The 18,262-nt window shown below is 37.0% G+C and carries 18 protein-coding genes; 6 read left to right on the top strand and 12 right to left on the bottom strand.

The features are described 5' to 3' along the window. Positions 1–166: 166 nt before the first annotated feature. From H5159_RS20030 to H5159_RS19995, 8 genes are all read right to left on the bottom strand, one after another. A complete protein-coding gene (locus tag H5159_RS20030; protein ID WP_182780911.1) occupies positions 167–931 on the bottom strand; it encodes a 2-keto-4-pentenoate hydratase in 765 nt (254 codons plus the stop codon). Positions 932–1,069: 138 nt separating this feature from the next. Next, positions 1,070–1,474: a hypothetical protein gene (locus H5159_RS20025; protein WP_002958658.1), complete on the bottom strand. Its 405-nt coding sequence runs from the start codon at positions 1,472–1,474 to the stop codon at positions 1,070–1,072. 109 nt (positions 1,475–1,583) lie between these two features. Next, positions 1,584–1,742 (bottom strand): hypothetical protein, encoded by a 159-nt coding sequence (locus tag H5159_RS20020; protein WP_007378675.1) that lies wholly within the window; start codon positions 1,740–1,742, stop codon positions 1,584–1,586. A gap of 188 nt (positions 1,743–1,930) precedes the next feature. After that, the gene (locus H5159_RS20015) at positions 1,931–2,275 is read right to left on the bottom strand and encodes a hypothetical protein (RefSeq protein ID WP_154902883.1); all 345 of its coding nucleotides are present in this window, start codon (positions 2,273–2,275) and stop codon (positions 1,931–1,933) included. A gap of 94 nt (positions 2,276–2,369) precedes the next feature. After that, complete coding sequence (locus tag H5159_RS20010; protein ID WP_182725356.1) at positions 2,370–2,591, bottom strand: hypothetical protein; 222 nt, start codon at positions 2,589–2,591, stop codon at positions 2,370–2,372. A gap of 450 nt (positions 2,592–3,041) precedes the next feature. After that, entirely contained in the window at positions 3,042–3,329 is a 288-nt protein-coding gene (locus tag H5159_RS20005; protein ID WP_002958660.1) for a putative quinol monooxygenase, read from the bottom strand. 78 nt (positions 3,330–3,407) lie between these two features. Next, the gene (gene dkgB / locus H5159_RS20000) at positions 3,408–4,223 is read right to left on the bottom strand and encodes a 2,5-didehydrogluconate reductase DkgB (protein ID WP_182725355.1); all 816 of its coding nucleotides are present in this window, start codon (positions 4,221–4,223) and stop codon (positions 3,408–3,410) included. A gap of 418 nt (positions 4,224–4,641) precedes the next feature. Then, positions 4,642–5,814: an MFS transporter gene (locus H5159_RS19995; protein WP_039487557.1), complete on the bottom strand. Its 1,173-nt coding sequence runs from the start codon at positions 5,812–5,814 to the stop codon at positions 4,642–4,644. A gap of 116 nt (positions 5,815–5,930) precedes the next feature. On the opposite strand from H5159_RS19995, the gene H5159_RS19990 reads away from it, so the two are divergent. Continuing rightward, on the top strand, positions 5,931–6,818 hold the full coding sequence (locus H5159_RS19990; RefSeq protein ID WP_182692513.1) for a LysR family transcriptional regulator: 888 nt from the start codon (positions 5,931–5,933) through the stop codon (positions 6,816–6,818). A gap of 107 nt (positions 6,819–6,925) precedes the next feature. Continuing rightward, positions 6,926–7,966 carry a metal-dependent hydrolase gene (locus tag H5159_RS19985; RefSeq protein WP_182780910.1) on the top strand — a complete coding sequence of 347 codons (1,041 nt, stop codon included), beginning with the start codon at positions 6,926–6,928 and terminating at the stop codon, positions 7,964–7,966. Positions 7,967–8,040: 74 nt separating this feature from the next. Here H5159_RS19985 and H5159_RS19980 read toward each other — a convergent pair whose 3' ends face one another. Then, entirely contained in the window at positions 8,041–9,003 is a 963-nt protein-coding gene (locus tag H5159_RS19980; RefSeq protein WP_154902887.1) for a sensor domain-containing diguanylate cyclase, read from the bottom strand. Between the two features lie 323 nt (positions 9,004–9,326). Next, the gene (locus H5159_RS19975) at positions 9,327–9,596 is read right to left on the bottom strand and encodes a hypothetical protein (protein WP_154902888.1); all 270 of its coding nucleotides are present in this window, start codon (positions 9,594–9,596) and stop codon (positions 9,327–9,329) included. A gap of 241 nt (positions 9,597–9,837) precedes the next feature. Here H5159_RS19975 and H5159_RS19970 point away from each other — a divergent pair, with 241 nt between their 5' ends. Further along, positions 9,838–10,104: a type B 50S ribosomal protein L31 gene (locus H5159_RS19970; protein ID WP_002958668.1), complete on the top strand. Its 267-nt coding sequence runs from the start codon at positions 9,838–9,840 to the stop codon at positions 10,102–10,104. Further along, complete coding sequence (gene ykgO / locus H5159_RS19965; RefSeq protein WP_002958669.1) at positions 10,101–10,235, top strand: type B 50S ribosomal protein L36; 135 nt, start codon at positions 10,101–10,103, stop codon at positions 10,233–10,235. Before H5159_RS19970 ends, ykgO begins: the two co-directional genes overlap by 4 nt. A 63-nt stretch (positions 10,236–10,298) precedes the next feature. Here ykgO and H5159_RS19960 read toward each other — a convergent pair whose 3' ends face one another. Together H5159_RS19960 and H5159_RS19955 are read right to left on the bottom strand one after the other, a co-directional pair. Further along, complete coding sequence (locus tag H5159_RS19960; RefSeq protein WP_182780909.1) at positions 10,299–10,685, bottom strand: OsmC family protein; 387 nt, start codon at positions 10,683–10,685, stop codon at positions 10,299–10,301. Between the two features lie 83 nt (positions 10,686–10,768). Then, positions 10,769–11,158 carry a cytochrome b562 gene (locus H5159_RS19955; RefSeq protein ID WP_154902890.1) on the bottom strand — a complete coding sequence of 130 codons (390 nt, stop codon included), beginning with the start codon at positions 11,156–11,158 and terminating at the stop codon, positions 10,769–10,771. Between the two features lie 550 nt (positions 11,159–11,708). On the opposite strand from H5159_RS19955, the gene H5159_RS19950 reads away from it, so the two are divergent. Beyond that, on the top strand, positions 11,709–14,561 hold the full coding sequence (locus H5159_RS19950; protein WP_154902891.1) for a TonB-dependent siderophore receptor: 2,853 nt from the start codon (positions 11,709–11,711) through the stop codon (positions 14,559–14,561). A 549-nt stretch (positions 14,562–15,110) separates the two neighbouring features. Further along, positions 15,111–17,951 carry a TonB-dependent receptor domain-containing protein gene (locus H5159_RS19945; protein WP_182780908.1) on the top strand — a complete coding sequence of 947 codons (2,841 nt, stop codon included), beginning with the start codon at positions 15,111–15,113 and terminating at the stop codon, positions 17,949–17,951. Positions 17,952–18,262 lie beyond the last annotated feature (311 nt).

Genomic DNA, 18,262 nt, shown 5'->3' with positions numbered 1-18,262 from the left:
AAGCGCACAGGGCGTGCATCTGTGAAAGTGTTATGGCAAGGATGGCTTAAGTTACAAGCCATCCTGGAAGGCTACGATTTAGCAAAATCTCTTGAGTCAGACTTGTGATCAAGAGACAGCTAATTAGTGGGTTGTTTTATTATGACCGTTAAAATGAATACTTCGCTTAATGGGATAAAAATGTCACATTAAATGTATTTAAATCTTCATATGTAATACATGTTTGCTCATTAGTATTAAGCTCAACCACACCACAGTAAGAACCAGTTATAAACACTTGCCCTGCTTTTAAGTTAATTCCCTTTGCTGATAAGTAATTAACCGCCCAATAAAGTGGATGCTGCGCAAGCTCTGCAGGATGCACACCTGCCAAGTTTAACTCCAGCTCAGCTTGCTTAACATTGATATTTACAGTACTTGCGTTATACGCTTTGGCTTTATCTATTTGTGGGCCTAAATACACGCCTTGATTAGATAGGCCATCGGCCAGTTTTTCAATGTGAGTGCTTGGAGTGTTTTCATCAAACCTTTTTTGAATAAGCTCAAGTGCTAAATGGGCGCTGGCAAATGCAGTATCTACGTCTTCATTTGTATAGGTTTTATTACTAGGTAAATCGCTTTGTAAAATAAATGCAATTTCTGGTTCAATAAGCGCTTTATTGTTTGTTGTATACAGTGGGCAATTTTCAGCTTGTTTTATAGGTGCATGTAAAAGAGGCGCTAATATAATTGAGCCATCATCTAAAGGCAGCATACACTTCCAGCCATATACAGTTTGATCATTTAAATAAATCATCAACTTTTGTACTTCTATCGCATCGTCAGTCGAGTCTAGTACTAACTCTTTAGGAAAATTTGAACGTGCTGGGTTTTCTTCTCTTTGTGCTAATAAGTGAGTAGCAATTAGTTTTAGCTGTATTGAGTTGTTCACATAAATCTCTTTAAAATACGTTACTGGTTAAGCAGTAAATAGGAAGGGTTATATTATTAATGTATTAGCTTAGGCATTAGAACATCATGTTAAATGCCTATAATTAAAATTATATTTAAAACAAAGCGTGGTAATTATTTAAGTATCAATAGATTTAAGCGATCGTAAGAATAGCCCTAAGCCGCCAAACGCTAAAATTATAATAACAATCAAATCAAACGACGTCATAGTTCGCATACTAAATCGAACACTCGATATAACGCCAAATATGAGTGCGGTTAACGAGCCAAGAGATAGCACCCAGCCTAAAATATTTTTAGAATTATAAAAAATCAGACCTACACCAAAAATAAACGGGATCATAACCATGCCGCCTGTAACGCCAAAGCCACCTAAAGCATTAACACTATAAATGCGAGAACTTAGTCCAAAATTAGAGGTCACCGAAATTGCGTTTAGCAGCATATAAAAGCCACCGCACATCATAATCAAACCAATAAAAAAATGCCCAATACCACCAGAGCTTCCACCCGCACCTTTCATTATTAATTATTCCTTTTATATTTTTAACTTAATTGTTTTAGATGGTAATTGCTCGAGTATTAACATTGACCGCAATCTACATAATCAATCAGTGCACACGCGAAAACACTTATCGCGTAATTACATGCCAAATAACATAAAACCAAGATAAAAAACCGTGCAAAATTGCCCATAACACAGACTCATTAGCACTCCATGAAATAGCAATTGCTAGGGCCGTACCAAAAGAGACTCCATATTTTACTATTTCATTTCTTGAGTTTCTCATTAGTTATATTCCTAATTTTTAACTTATACCAATCTGCTTATATATGGGGTCTATTTAACGTTAAGAAAATTACGCTAGAACTAGGCAAAAATTTTTATATCTAGTTGTTCTAAATAAAAAATTTTTAACGACGTTATAGTGCAATTTAATTCGTTAAATTGATCAAAGATTTATGCAGGTTGGTATTATTAGCTGCTTGATTTGCTTACTAAAACTGACAGCTCTTTACCATCAATATTAATACTTGCTTCTTTGCCTATTTCAACAATTAAAGAGGGAGCCATATGTTTTCCACCTAGTTTTAGGTCAGTTACTAAACTAACAGTAGAATCATCAATTGGCGTTACTGTAAGAGCAAAACTATACGAATTATCAACTGAAACTGACGCCTCTTCGTTTGAATTGACTACTAAAATAGGTGAACCAATTAAGTTTTTATTATCATAAAATTTAGCATTCACTACAAAACTATCATTAGCTTGTGCAAATGAGGCAAAGCCTAACAACGCTACTATTGCGATTAATTTTTTCATTATTATCTCCATATAAATTATACAGTTTAAAGCTATTAAGGCTTTATTGGCTGTGATTTTTTAGCTAGCAATTTACCAGCTAATGATTAAAAACTTATGTTTTAGCTCTGATGACATAACCAACGCCCAGCGAACTAATATAGAGCAACACTCCAAATACACTAATATCAATGAGTAGCTTTAGAATGTCAAAAGTATCTGTAAACACAAGATACTCAAAAGCAAATAAGTGAAATATGACTTTTGATCCAAAATACGCAGTTAATAAAGGGATTACAAAAATAAGAATTGATTGATTAGATTTATTAATTTCCATACCCATGTCTCCATTATTAGTTTAATTAACTCAGCTCTAAAAATATAACACACAAAAAATATATAAATAGTTTGCTATTTTAAGCCTCACATTGAGTACCACTCGAACTATTTACGGCTGACTAAAATGCCATGTTATATTTCTATAATTTACACCAGAGAACTTTAATGTAAACAACAAATTAAATAGGCTATTTATTAGAGTGGGTTATGATAGCAAAACGACTTTTAATAAAGTTATGAACCTCTTTTGATTTCGACGCACTGTGCATTAACAAAAAAGAGTCCTAATAGGTTTCATTGATATTGGCGAAGTTGAGTATTTAGGCAGGTTGGAGTGTAAGAATAAAAGGTGATGTAAGTTAACAGCACCTATTTGAGTATTTACTTTATGATATGTAATTTAGCTAAGTATTTTAATACGTACCATAATAGGCACTATAAAAAGAATTTAACCAATTGATTTATATACATCAATACTACTATTGGTTAAAAGCCCAGTAACTTGCGTACCAAACGCTTTAAAGTGTGGCTCGTTTTTATGCGCTTCAAAGTGCTCATCAGACGCCCATTGTTCGCTAACAACGTAATCGGTATGTTCATCATCACTTTTTACCGATAGTTCATAACGTAAGCACCCTACTTCTTGGCGCGATGACTTTTGTAAGTTTTCAAGTGCTGTAAGCATCACATCTGCATCAATATTTTTGCACGACAGTGCAGCTATAACCGTTAACATGTGTATTCCTTTTAAAAGTTAAGGTGTAGATAATCTACACCTTAAAATATTTAGTTTAACTTTGCGTTTGAGATAAGTTTATTGATCCCACTGCGGCGCAAAGTCTGGTGTTGCTTGGCGGTCGCCACAATCTAGGCCATCAATGCGGGCTATGTCTTCATCATCTAACTTAACGTGGTCGTTAAAGTTATCTTCTAAGTTTTTGCGCTTAGTTGATGATGGAATTGTCGTCATGCCGCTTGCGTTAACCCATGCTAAAACAACTTGTGCTGGACTTGCATCGTGCTTGTTAGCAATGTCGATAATGGTTTTATCTTTAAGTACTTTACCTACTACAAATGGCATGTACGCAGTTACATGTATATCGTGCTGAGCACAAAATGCACGCAATTTAGTATTAGTTAAATATGGGTGAACCTCAATCTGATTGGTAAATATTTCACGCGAGTCAAGTGTTTGCATTGCTTCATTTAAGTTTGCAATGGTGAAGTTTGATACACCAATGTGCTTAGTTAAACCAAGCTGCTTCGCTTTTAGTAATTCAGTGAGGTATTCACTCATTGGCTCGTCGTTAGCAGGCGATGGCCAATGAACTAGCAGTAAGTCGACCGAATCAACTTGTAGCTTTTCAAGTGACTTTTTAACGCTTGGGATAAAGTCGCTTTTATTTAATTTGTTATTCCACACTTTGGTGGTTAAGAATATTTCACTGCGCGGAATATTACTATCTTTTATGGCTTGACCTACTTGCTCTTCGTTGCCATAAATTTGTGCGGTATCAATATGGCGAAACCCAACTTCGAGTGCCATTTTTACTGAGTTATAGGCAGTGTCGCCCTCTAAGCGGAATGTTCCCATACCTAGTTCTGGCATTTCTATTACACGTTTTGTCATGGTTTATCCTTATAAAATAATCGGTTTTGAAATACAAACTTTTAAAAGTTTTACGAAATACACCTTTTACTTCTTATTACGACTGTCACTTAAAAATCTATGACTTCATAACATGTATGAGGTCATTAATTTTAGTTTCAAGGTTAGGGTCTGTTAATCTTTAGAGATTACATTTGCAGCAGTGTATTTGGTATTTAGGCAAGGCAGAGCCTATGCAGTGTGGTTGTTCCACATTAATAGGCGATAACGCAGCATAAATGCCAAATACGCGCTGCCTGTAGGTTCTTCCTAGGGTGGATTTACTCTTTGTCCCTCGATTTTTACTTAGCCCACTAGGTTACAAACCTCGCTCCGTGATTAAATCATCCCTAGATTGAACAAATTTAATCCTAAAAGGTCAACAGACCCTGCTAAGGCTTTATGCTTGCTGAATTTCACGTTTATCAAGCATACCGCTGTAGCGTGTAACACCAAGTGCTAAAACAGAGATAACGGCGCCTATCCATGCTGTATCTTGCAGGGTCATGTTCTCTACTACGCTACCGCCAATAATTGAGCCAAGTGCAATACCAATATTAAATGCGGCTATGTTTAAACCTGATGCAACATCTACCGCATTGGGCGTGTGCTTTTGCGCTTGCTTTACTACATAAAGTTGCAAGCCTGGCACATTACCAAAAGCAAATGCGCCCCATACTAAAATAGTAAGTACAGCAGCAATTTTTGATTCCATCGTAAAAGTAAATATCAGTAAAATAATACTCAAAGCGCTGAATATAATGCTCAGTGCGCTAATTGGGCCGCGTTTGTCGGCCAATTTTCCACCCCAAATATTACCTACCGCTACCGATACACCGTAAACAAGCATTATTAAGGCAATAGCCGAAGGCGCAAAACCTGTTTGTTGCTCTAAAATAGGTGCTAAATAAGTAAACGCTGTAAACGTGCCGCCATAGCCCAATATCGTCATTAAATACACCAGTAATAAACGCGGTTTTACGATTACTTGTAGTTGCTCTTTAAACGTCGCTGGTATTGATTGTTTTAAATTTTTTGGCACTAAAATAGAGCTGCCGATTAATGCAATTAAACCTAATACCGACACAACTAAAAACGTTGCACGCCAACCAAAGTGTTGTCCAATCCATGTACCTAGTGGCACACCAGTTACGAGTGCTACAGTAAGCCCGGTAAACATAATGGCTATTGCACTGGCTTCTTTGTCTTTGCTTACTAGACTTGTGGCAATCATCGATCCGATTGAAAAAAACACACCATGGGCAAGCCCCGTTAAAATGCGCGCAAGTATTAATGTTTCGTAACTTGGCGCTTGCCATGCAAGTAAGTTACCTAAAACAAATAAGCCCATTAAGCTTATTAGTACCACTTTACGATTCCAACGACCCGTTAAAGCCGTTAGCACCGGCGCACCGATGGCAACGCCAACCGCATATAAACTTACAAGCAAACCTGCTGAAGGTAGGCTTACGCCTAAGTCGTTTGCAATGGTGGGTACTAATCCCACTATTACAAACTCAGTTGTTCCGATTGCAAATGCGCTTAAGGTAAGCGCCCACAAAGCCAATGGCATAGTTATATCCTCATTAATATTTGAAGAATGTAGTTTGGCTAAAATATCGTTTGCAAAAAATAGCATTAGTGACAAAATACTTTTGTTAATAATGCAAAGATGGTGTTGGTATACTTATGGCAGTTCATTCAAAAACTGAAGATTTAGAAACGTTTATAACGGTAGTAGATTGCGGAAGCTTTTCCGGGGCGGCTAACTTGCTCGATCAGCAGGTGGCTAAAGTGTCGCGAGCTGTATCACGCCTTGAAAATACACTGCAATGTACTTTGCTAAACAGAACAACACGCCGGTTAGAGCTTACCGAAGAAGGCCATACTTTTATAAAATTTGCACGCGAAGGGTTAAATACGCTTTATACCGGTGAAGAAGCCATAAAGCTTTTAAAACAAGCGCCAAGTGGCAAGCTGCGAATAGATGCGGCAAGCCCTTTTGTATTGCACCAACTTACACCTTTAATTGGCGAATTTGCCAAGCAATACCCCCACATAACGCTTGATATAACCTCACACGACAGCATTATTGATTTACTTGAACATAAAACCGATTTAGCCATACGCATTGGTGATTTAAAAGACTCAAATTTACATGCTCGTAAACTTGGCAGCAGCCAGTTACGTATTGTAGCCAGCCCAGAATATATAAAAAACAACGCAACAATTACGCAAATAGATGACTTACAAAATCACAAGATAATTGGTTTTAGTGACTCCCCTAAATTAAACACTTGGCCGTTAGTAAAGCCCGCTTTATTTACGTTTTCGCTTAGCGCAAGCAGCGGCGAAACAGTGCGGCAACTATGTATTGCAAACCAAGGCGTTGCGCTACTTTCTCACTTTATGATTGGCAATGATCTAAAAACAGGTAAATTAGTTGAAGTGTTACCCAGTGCAGTTAGCTCACCTAATAACCGAGAAATTATACAAGCCGTGTATTATAAAAATAGTGCGGTATCGTCTCGCATTACAGCGTTTTTAGATTTTATAAAGCCCAGGCTTAGTTTATAAATTTTGGGCATTGATGTGCTTATCAAATATTTCACATTATTTTTTGACGCTTTTTAATAATCAAAAAGTATAAATAATAAAAGTCGCAATTAAAGGTATTAATCAAAATGGATTCTTTAACGCAGGTAGCATTAGGTAGTGCTGTAGGTTATGCGGTATTAGGCAATAAAATAGGTCGAAAAGCCGTTTTATGGGGAGCAATTTTAGGCACACTTCCTGATTTAGATGTATTTTTGCCTTATGGTGGCTCTGTAGAAGCATTTACTTACCACCGTAGCTTTAGCCATTCGTTATTAATACATTTATTAATTAGTCCGCTCATTGTATGGCTAATATTAAAAATACACGCGGGAATGCAAATTTATAAAGTGCGCTGGTTTTGGCTAGTATTTTTAAGTTTATCTACACATGCCATATTAGACAGCCTAACGGTATACGGTACACAATTACTTTGGCCTTTTACTGAGTACCCCTTTGCGGTTTCTAGTGTGTTTATTATTGACCCCGCTTACACGCTTCCTTTATTAATTGGCGTAATATGTACGCTAATACCCAAAATACAAGCAGCAACGGCTTATCATATAAATGCAGCGGCCTTAGTTTTAAGTAGTCTATATTTATTTTGTGCTTTAATTTTAAAAGTAAGTATTGATGACAAGGTAAAAACAGCACTCAACAACAGGCAAATACCAGTAAATGCGTATATTAGTACGCCTGCCCCGCTAACCACTTTGCTGTGGCGTATTGTTGTGATGTCTGACGGACAATACTACGAAGGTTATGCATCAGTATTTGACGTGCCCAACGATGTTACATTAACGCCTTATCAAACAAGGCCTTCATTGTTAAATAATATTAGCGATGAATGGGCTATAAAGCGCTTGCAGTGGTTTACTAAAGGGTTTTATTCGGTGCGCCAACAGCAAAGCAATATTGTACTTTCTGATTTACGTATGGGCATGGAGTGCAACTATGTGTTTAATTTTGTAGTGGGTCAAAAAAATGATTCAGAGGTGAGCATTGGTAACTTTGAAAAAATAAGTCAAAGACCAAACTTAAACAATCTTCATAAAATATGGGACAGGATTTGGCAACCAAATGTGTCTTTAGCATCACCCTCTGCAAAAAATGACTGCAATAGCGAATAACTACCTATTATAAGATTCGTACTAGCATGAGGAAGTTAAGTGAAGTTCAAGCAGCAATTAAACTAAATAGCTCACTAAAGTGATTGCTGCTTTTTTTGCTGATACATTGCAACATCAGCATCTTGAATCATATCCTCAACCGATTTACCTGTATCGTATTTAAAGTGTGTTACCCCTACACTGTAATCAATTTTGTATGGCTTATTTAAGGTATTATTGGTATGCGCAATTGCATCCGCAAACCTTTGTAAAACAAACTCAGCTTTTGTTTCATCTAAATCACTTAGCATTACTACAAACTCATCTCCGCCAAGTCTGCCTATTACTTCACAATCACAAAATGAACTAAGCATAATTTGCGCAAATTTATTCAATACAAAATCGCCTTCGTGGTGTCCATAAACATCATTAATTTGTTTAAATTTATTAAGATCAAACAATATAAACGACATTGATACTTTGTTTCGCCTACATACATTTAGCGTATGCTCAGCAAGGTTCAAAAAGCCACGCCGGTTAGAGATTCTTGTTAACTCGTCAATTGTAGCTAGTTGAATTGATTGAATCTCTTGCTCAACCAACGTGCCTAAATCTCTTAGTAATTGTTTTTCTTCATCATTAAGGTGTCTAGGTTTATTATCGGCAAGGCATAAAGTGCCTATAATAACCCCTTGCCTTAATTTTAAAGGAAAGCCGGCATAAAAGCGTACTTTAGGATCGCCTGCAACAAAAGGGTTATCAAAAAACCTTTTATCTTGGGCTGTATCTGGGATTATTAAGAGCTCGTCTTGATTTATGGTATGGCCACAAAATGAGGTTTCGCGAGGAAGCTCAGGCGCATCAAGCCCCTGCCTAGATTTAAACCATTGGCGGTCTTCGTCAATTAAAGTAACCAATGAAATAGAAACATTAAACATACGCTTGGCAATACGAGTAACACGATCAAAGCGCTCTTCATGCGACGTATCTAGAATTTTTAATGTTTTTAACGCATGTAATCGCTCTGCTTCGTTACTTGGGATCTCAGGTTTAATCATTAAAGCTCAATTAATTTTAAGTGTTTTATGAATTACGAAATGGGAGCGAATATTTTCGAGTATATAACCCATAAAGTTATTTAAATTATAAACAGTCTGTCTATTAAAATTAGAACATTACCTTAAAATAGCAATAAATACTTATGAATATCAGTAAGTCGTACCTAAATAAAGATAAGATTAAATCCGCAAAAAATTATGATGAAAACAGGTGGGAGTAGTGGTTGATACAACATTACTACTTTCTAGTTAAAAAGTAGTAGTGGCTATTTAGTTTTATTTAAATAACCACTGGATTTGGCATACTTACAAAAATAAACACTTTAATTTTGGTGCTCATATTGTCCACGGTAAACTTCAAATACTTTTAAAACAGTATGTTGCTCTTTAGTTAGGCTATCAAACCAAGTATCAAACAGCTCATCATCTTCTTGCTCACTAAGTGCCATATACCTTGCTAGTAACTCTACAATATCATTGTGGTTGCAGGTTAACGGATTTACTTGTTGCGCCAAGGTACTGTGGTCGCGCTCTCTTAGGGTTTCCATCACCCCTTGGTCAATTTGTTCTTGTTGTTGTGTTGCGTCACTCATACATAACCTCTGTAATAACTTTATAACCGTATTTGTTAACGTTTTAACTCTTAAATATAGTTATAACAGCCTAAACGCCAATAGCCAGCATTTTTAATTCAAGTGCTTATTTTTTGATTTATTTGCACAAATAGCCAGCAATTACGCCCCTTTTGGGGAGCATTTAAATAATTTGCAATGAGAGAATAAATACGTTAAATTAAAATGATACATTATCACATATCATTTATTGAGGCGTATTATGAAACCAAATATTCATCCTGATTACCAAGTGGTTGCTTTTCACGATACTGCTGCCGATTCTTACTTTATTATTGGCTCAACCATTAAAACAAGCCGCACAGTAGAAATAGACGGTAATACTTATCCATATGTACCTATTGACGTATCAAGTGACTCACATCCATTTTATACAGGCAAGCAAAAAACTGTTGCTACAGATGGCCGTGTTGCACAGTTTAACCGTCGTTTTAAAAATTTATCGACTGTTAAAAAGGAAAAGATATGAAAGTATTAAGTTCTCTAAAAAGTGCGAAGCAACGTCCGGGGTGTCAAATTGTAAAACGCAAAGGTCGTGTATTTGTAATTTGCAAAAACAACCCACGCTTTAAAGCAGTACAAGGAATGAAAAAGAAATAAGTTAAGCCGTGGGGCACTATACATAATTAGGTAGCCTGTTAAGGCTACCTAATTTAGGGAGGATTATTTTACCACTACTGAAAACTCTGGCACTGCCTGAATTACTTTTTTTACCGTACAGGTATTAACGGCTGCAATAAGCGCCTTTTTATATTTATCAGGAAAACCGTCTGGTAGGTTAATCTCAATTGAAAATAACTTTTTACCGTTATCATCTACATTTTCATTATTTTGAGTAAGCGTCATACCTTGCGTTGAAATATCACGCTGCTCACAAAATTTACGTGCATAAAAACCTGCACAAAAAACCATACTTACTAAAAAGTAATCAAACGGTTCTGGATGCTCTGCGTTGCCACCAGCGTTTACACTTTGATCGCTGATTACTTCTAGGTCGCCAAATTTAGCGCTTTGCTTTTGGCCTTCTAACATTGAAACTGAAATTTCCATTGTGTTTCCTTATATTTATTGCTGCAGATACTTTTAACGCAATTAGCTTAAAAGTAGCGACTAAAGATACATATAGTTTAGGTTTATGAACCGAACAGTAATTCAAAGAACCCTGGAGGCTCATGTAGCTCATGATATTTTTTACGTAAATTATCTATATTTTTTAACGGTTCTTTTGCTGCACTTAGACCCTGCTCATTCGCTGCTTTTTTTGCAAGCTCAGCTTGGGCAATTACTTTATCAAGGCCCTGCAATGACTGCTCAGGCTTTTTGTAAAACTTACCTGTTTTACTTACTTTTACTAGCTTTATAAATTCATCAATCGCAGTATTAAATTCACTAAGTTGAGTTGCCTGTACTGCTTGTTTATACGCAAGGCCCGTATTTTTCATATTTATTTCAAGATCGACAGGTTCCTCGGCTAAAACCAATGAGCTAAATAATAACGCAATATTTAATAAGAAATATTTCATGAACAACCTTATGAGTGAAAGACGCCGAATTGTATCAATTAAAGTAAAAAAAGTAACTCTACTACTCTAAACTTTGGAAGCTATCTGTAAAGCCCCTTTACAGTTTGTATTAGCGGTGGAAGACAGAACTTAATCTTGAATTTATGAAAATAAATTATCAAGCTAACCCTATACGATACAAACCTCAAAAGTAACAAAATAATCCCTAAAAACACAACTATAAAACCATGAAAATAAACATATAAATATTTATACTTTTAAAAATCAATAAGTAAAAAGCAATAAAAAAGACAAACAAGATACAAAATATAAACACATTGCCAATAGGGCAAACAAGAAGTTAACAGAAACATTTTAAACCATTGTTTTAACTACATTTTAACAACCCGCTTGTCTTCTTTATTTGTAGGTTCAGCGATAATCCATTGCCTAAAAAACTGCAAGTGTTAAATCTGGGTGCGCAATGTAAATTTTGTATACAAATAATTACTAACATGAATTTTATATTGCACTTAAGTTTAAAAAACAACTAATTCATCTAGGGGATAATATGAAATCTTATAACCAGCTCTCAAGCGGCATAAAAACAGCTCTCTGTTTAAGTGCAATTGGTTTGGCGCATACTTCTATTGCAGCAGATGCTGAGGATACAAAAATAGAACGAGTTGAAGTAACAGGTTCAAAAATCAGCCGAGTTGGTGCAATTGCACCTGCACCTGTAACTGTAATTACTGGTGAACAACTTCTTAATACTGGTGCAGTGAATATCGGTGAAGCGTTAAATAAACTACCAGCACTAGGTAACACATATTCTTTAGCAAACTCAGGCCGCTTTATTGGTACTGCAGGTCTTAATATTCTTGATTTACGTAACATGGGTACTGACCGTACGCTTGTACTTGTAAATGGTAAACGCCATGTTTCGAGCTCAGCTGGCTCACAATCTGTTGACACTAATACTATACCAAGCGTATGGGTTGAGCGTGTAGAAATTGTAACAGGCGGTGCATCTGCTGTTTACGGTGCTGATGCTGTAACAGGTGTTGTTAACTTTATTTTAAAAGATAATATTGAAGGTTTAGACTTTACTGTAACTAAAGGCGTTTCAGATTTAAGTGATTACAACAATGAAAAGGCAACCTTTTCATATGGTAAGAACTTTGATGATGGCCGTGGTAATGCTGCATTTGCAGTTGAATACTCAGCTCAAGACTCTTTAAATGCGTTAGATCACCCTTGGACTGATGGTTCATACTCAAGTCTACGTAACCAAGCCCAAAACGATTCTAATAAAGACGACCCTAATTTTCCTGATAAGATTTATACGCCAAATGCTGGTTACTACGCAATTAATAACGCAGGCGTATTTAGCCTAGGTAATGGTTATGTAAATACATTTAATGCAGATGGCTCTCATCGTGACATTTATACTGGTGACAACGTTGACGGTCTTCTATGTGCAGATTGTGATTCGTTTAACCTAGCCCAGTTTGACGAGATACAACCAAAATTCGAACGTTACAATGTTAACTTTAAAGTTAACTATGATGTAACAGACGATTTAAATGCTTATTTTGAAGCCAAATACGTAAACAGTGAAGGTGAAAGCATTGGCCAACCCGCATTTTTCTTTGGCGATCCACGTAATACCATACAAATTGATAACGCATATTTAGACCCAAGTGTTAAGAAGCTTATGGAAGAAGCTAACGATGGTGAAGGCGTAGAATCAATAAATGTACTTCGTATGATGACTGATTTAGGTCGTCGCATTGAAAACAATACACGTGAAACAACACGATTTGTAGCTGGCCTTAAAGGTACGGTCTTTAGTGATTGGGATTTAGATGCATCTATTGTACGTGGTAAAACAGAATTAGAACGCGTCAATGGCGCGAATATGATTCTTGAAAATTACTCTAACGCACTTGATGCGGTAGATGATGGCAATGGTAATATTGTATGTAGAAGTGAAGCAGCACAAGCTGAAGGCTGTGTTCCTGTAAATATTATGGGCTTTGGTGCGCCAAGTGATGAAGCAATTGACTATATTAATACTGTTTCTACAGGTACATCTGAAATCACTCAAACTGTAGTATCTGCTTCTTTGGCCAATGGTGGATTATTTGAATTACCTGCAGGTTATGTAGGTATGGCTTTTGGTGTTGAATACCGTAAAGAAGAAAGTGAAACAAAAGAGCCAAATAATGCTGAAGGCACATTCTTTAATGCACTTGGTGAAGACAAAGGCGACTTTGATGTAAGTGAAATTTTTACAGAAGTATCAATTCCACTACTTTCTGATATGCCATTTGTTCAAGACTTAGTGCTGGATGCAGCTGTACGCTACGCTGATTACAGCACAATTGGCGATGCAACTAGCTGGAAATTAGGGCTTGATTGGACTCTAAACGATGAGCTTCGTTTTCGTTTAACACAATCAGAAGCGCTAAGAGCGCCAAATATTGGTGAAATTTTTGGTGCACCGAGCCAAACTTTCTACAGTGTCGACGATCCTTGTCAAGCTGATAACTTAAATGATTTACAAAACAGTAGTACACGCCGTGCCAACTGTGCTGCATTAGGTGTGCCAGAAGGTTTTGATTCTGACTATGATTCACAAACACTTGAAGGTTTACAAAGCGGTAACCGAGATGTGAAGGGTGAAGAATCTACAAGTACTACTATTGGTCTAGTTTACCAACCAGAGTTTATTGAAAACGCAACACTTACTATAGATTACTGGAAAATTGAGCTTGAAGATGCAATCTCGACTATCAGTGCGCAAGATATCCTAGATCGTTGTGTTGATAGCGGCTCAGGTATTTCAAATCAATATTGTAGTCTTATTACACGTGATGCAAACAGTGAGATTTCGTTAATTCAAAACTCAGTGCTTAATGTGTCAGGTCAAGAAGCATCTGGTGTTGACTTTGAATTAGGTTACGACTTTGATGCGCTTGAAGGTAGCTTTAAAACACGCTTTATTGGTACATATTTGATTGAGCGTAAAGAGTTCCCATTCCAAGATGAGCCTAGCGACTACATTGAATATGCGGGCGTTACAGGTGAAGCGCAATGGCAAGCTAACTTAAATATAGAATACAGCTACGAAAACTTATACACATCTTTGAGCACTCGTTATATCGAAGAAGTAAGCTTATACACAGATCAAGATTTAAGCGATAACCCCAATCCAAATAGTTTAACTACTTTTGGTACATACATAATTACTGACATGACAGTCGGTTATAACTTTGATAACGGTGTTGGCTTAAAAGTGGGTGTAGATAACCTATTCAATCGTGAGTTACCTTATGGTACACGTGGTGATGGTAGCGGAAGTGCTAGCTACGATAATATAGGGCGTTTTGGTTACATTACTTTTTCATATAAAATGTAAGTTTTATTGTTAATAAAAGGCCCATAAACTGGGCCTTTTTTACTTTTCAAAGATGAAATTTACTCATTTTATATTTATTAGCAACAAAAATAGCGTATTTTAAATTACTTCACGACAACATGAAATTACATAAATAAAACATTAAAGACTAATAAACCTTCTATTAAAATTTATTAATTAACTAACCTTCTCCTAAAAAATTAATATGAAAGCCATAAAAAAGTTCATTATTAACACTCAAATGAAAACAAAAAACACTACATGATAATGAAAAGTGCATAGACAATAAAAAACCTTATTTTTAGTTACAAACTCATATCAAATAATTAAAATTATAAATGTAAAAAACGCAACAAACTGAACTTTATAAAAATTGATACAGAAATAACTCATTTGAATCCATCAAGTTACCTCTCTTCTATTACTGGTTTCCCCGTGCAATAATCGCCGCCCTCATAACAAAAGTTATAGGTTTTTATCTAATACAGACTGTATTAAGTAAAAATAAATATTGTATTAAATTACTATAAAATGTCCTTTGGGAAACACATGAAACGTCATAATTTACTTTCTACTAGCATTAAATGTGCATTAATTACTGCTGCTGCAACAGCAAGTAATTCTGTGCTTGCACAAGATGAGCAAGCAACAAAAATTGAACGCGTTGAAGTAACGGGTTCACGTATTTTACGTGAAGGTGCTATTGCACCTGCACCAGTAACAGTTATAAGTGGCGAGCAGCTAATTAATACAGGCGCTGTAAACATTGGTGAAGCGCTAAACAATTTGCCAGCACTTGGCAATACATATTCTATGGCTAACTCAGGCCGTTTTATTGGTACTGCTGGTTTAAATATTCTTGATTTACGTAACATGGGTACAGACCGTACCTTAGTACTTGTAAATGGTAAGCGTCATGTATCAAGCTCTGCAGGTTCTCAAGCTGTGGATACCAATACTATTCCAAGTGTATGGGTCGAGCGTGTAGAAATTATCACTGGTGGTGCATCCGCTGTATATGGAGCTGACGCGGTAACAGGTGTTGTAAACTTTATATTAAAAGACAACATTGAAGGTATGGATTTTAGTGTTACCCGAGGTTTTGCCGATTTAAACAGCTACAACAACGAAAAAGCGACGTTCTCGTACGGCTCTAATTTTGATAACGGCCGTGGTAATGCCGCTTTTGCTATTGAGTACTCTGGCCAAGATTCATTAAATGCACTTGACCACCCTTGGACTAGTACTTCGTTTAGTAGTTTACGTAATCAAGCCCAAACAGATGCAAACAAAGATAGCGCAGCCTTCCCTGACAAAATCTTAACACCTAATGCTGGTTATTACGCAATTAATAACGCCGGTGTTTATGCACTTGAAGATGGATATACTAATAGCTTTAACGCCGACAGTAGCGCTCGCGACTTATACATAGGTGATAATGTAGATGGCTTGTCATGTGCAAACTGTGATTCGTTTAATCTTGGTCAATTTGAAGAGATTCAACCTGAGTTCGAGCGCTACAACGTAAACTTTAAAGTTAACTACGATGTTACCGACGACTTAAATGTCTACTTTGATGCAAAATACGTAAACAGCCAAGGCGAAAGCATAGGCCAACCTGCATTTTTCTTTTTCGACAGCGACAATAGCATTAAAATCGACAACCCTTACCTAGACCCAGCCATCAAAGCACGTATGGAAGAGGAAGGTGTTGATTCAATCATGGTTAACCGCATGATGACCGACCTTGGCCGCCGCATTGAAAACAATACGCGTGAAACAACGCGCTTTGTTACCGGCTTAAAAGGGACTGTATTTGAAGATTGGGAATTAGATACATCAGTTGTTTATGGCCAAACTGATCTAGAGCGTGAAAACGGCGCTAACATGATTTTAGCCAACTACTTTAATGCACTTGATGCCGTTGAAGATACAAATGGTAACGTAGTATGTCGTAGTGCTGCTGCACAAGCTGACGGATGTGTGCCTGTAAACATTATGGGTTTTGGCGCACCATCTCAACAAGCTATTGATTACATAAATACAGTATCAGTTGGTACCTCAACAATTAAGCAAACGGTTGTTTCTGGCTCACTTGCTAATGGCGCTATTTTTGAATTACCAGCAGGCTATGTAGGTGTTGCATTTGGTGCCGAGTACCGTAAAGAAGAAAGCGAAACAAAAGAGCCAGATAACGCAGAAGGTACTTTCTTTAACGCACTGGGCGAAGATAAAGGCTCGTTCAACGTACGCGAAGTATTTTTTGAAGCGACGATGCCAATTTTAACTGATTTGCCGCTTATCCAAGATTTAGTATTTGACACTGCAGTACGTCATGCTGACTACAGTACGATTGGCGAAGCCACTAGCTGGAAACTTGGTCTTGATTGGACTGTAAATGATGAGCTACGTGTACGTGTAACACAATCTGCAGCACTTCGTGCGCCAAACATTAGTGAAGTATTTGGTGCACCGAGTCAAACTTTCTACAATGTAGACGACCCGTGTCGCGCTGAAAACTTAGGTGACTTATCAAACGGTGCAACACGTACTGCAAACTGTGCCGCATTAGGCGTAGCGAGTGACTTTAATTCAGATTACGATTCAGCCTCTTTAGATGGTTTAAGCAGTGGTAACCGCGATGTTAAAGGCGAAGAGTCAACAAGTACAACTGTAGGCATTGTTTACCAACCAGAGTTTTTAGAAAACGCGCTACTTACTATTGATTACTGGGAAATTGAACTTGAAGATGCAATTGACACAATTAACGCGCAAGACATTCTTGATCGCTGTGTTGATAGCGCAACAGGTATAAACAATCAGTACTGTAACTTAATTACACGTAATGCTAATGGTGAAATTACTTTAATACAAAACTATGTATTAAATGTTGCTGGCCAAAAAGCATCAGGGATAGATTTTGAACTAGGTTACGACTTTGACGCGCTTGAAGGTAGCTTTAAAACCCGCTTAATTGGTACTTACTTAATTGAACGTAAAGATTACCCGTTCCAAGACGACCCTAGTAACTACATTGAATACGCAGGTACTACAGGTGAAGCTAAGTGGCAAACTAACTTATCTGTAAGTTATGTTATGGATAACTTTTTCTCAACAGTTGAAACACGCTTTTTAAGTGAAGTAGATTTATATACAAATGTTGAGCTTGAAAATAACCCGAACCCAAGTAATCAAATGTCTTACGGTAAATACTTTATTACCGATATGACTGTTGGTTACAACTTCGATAGCGGTTTAGGCGTTAAAGTAGGTGTTGATAACGTATTTAATCGTAAACTTCCGTACGGTTCACGTGGTACAAGCGCGGGCAGCGCAAGTTACGACAACATTGGCCGCTTTGGCTACATTAACTTAAGCTACAGCTTATAATTAATAAAATAACTTATTAGGGCGTGTTGATCATTGGTGGGTGAATTTGCAGCAGTATGTTTGGTTTTTAGGCAAGGCAGAGCCTATGTAGTGTGGTTATTCCCCATAAATAGGCGATAACGCAGCATAAATACCAAACATGTGCTGCCCGAAGGGTTCTTTCTAGGGGCGATTAACTCTTTGTTACCTACATGGATGTAGGTAAGGGGCGTGAGCAGGACGCGGAAGCTTTGCTCGGTTTTTACTTATTCTTACATGGATGTAAGCCAGTAGAATAACGCAGGAGCAGTTATCGAGCCCACTAGGTTACA

This window comes from Pseudoalteromonas sp. SG43-1, assembly GCF_014164415.1.
GTDB classification, from domain to species: Bacteria; Pseudomonadota; Gammaproteobacteria; order Enterobacterales; family Alteromonadaceae; genus Pseudoalteromonas; species Pseudoalteromonas distincta.
Note: the sequence above shows the minus strand (reverse complement) of the source record. Positions and strands in the feature narration are given on the sequence as shown.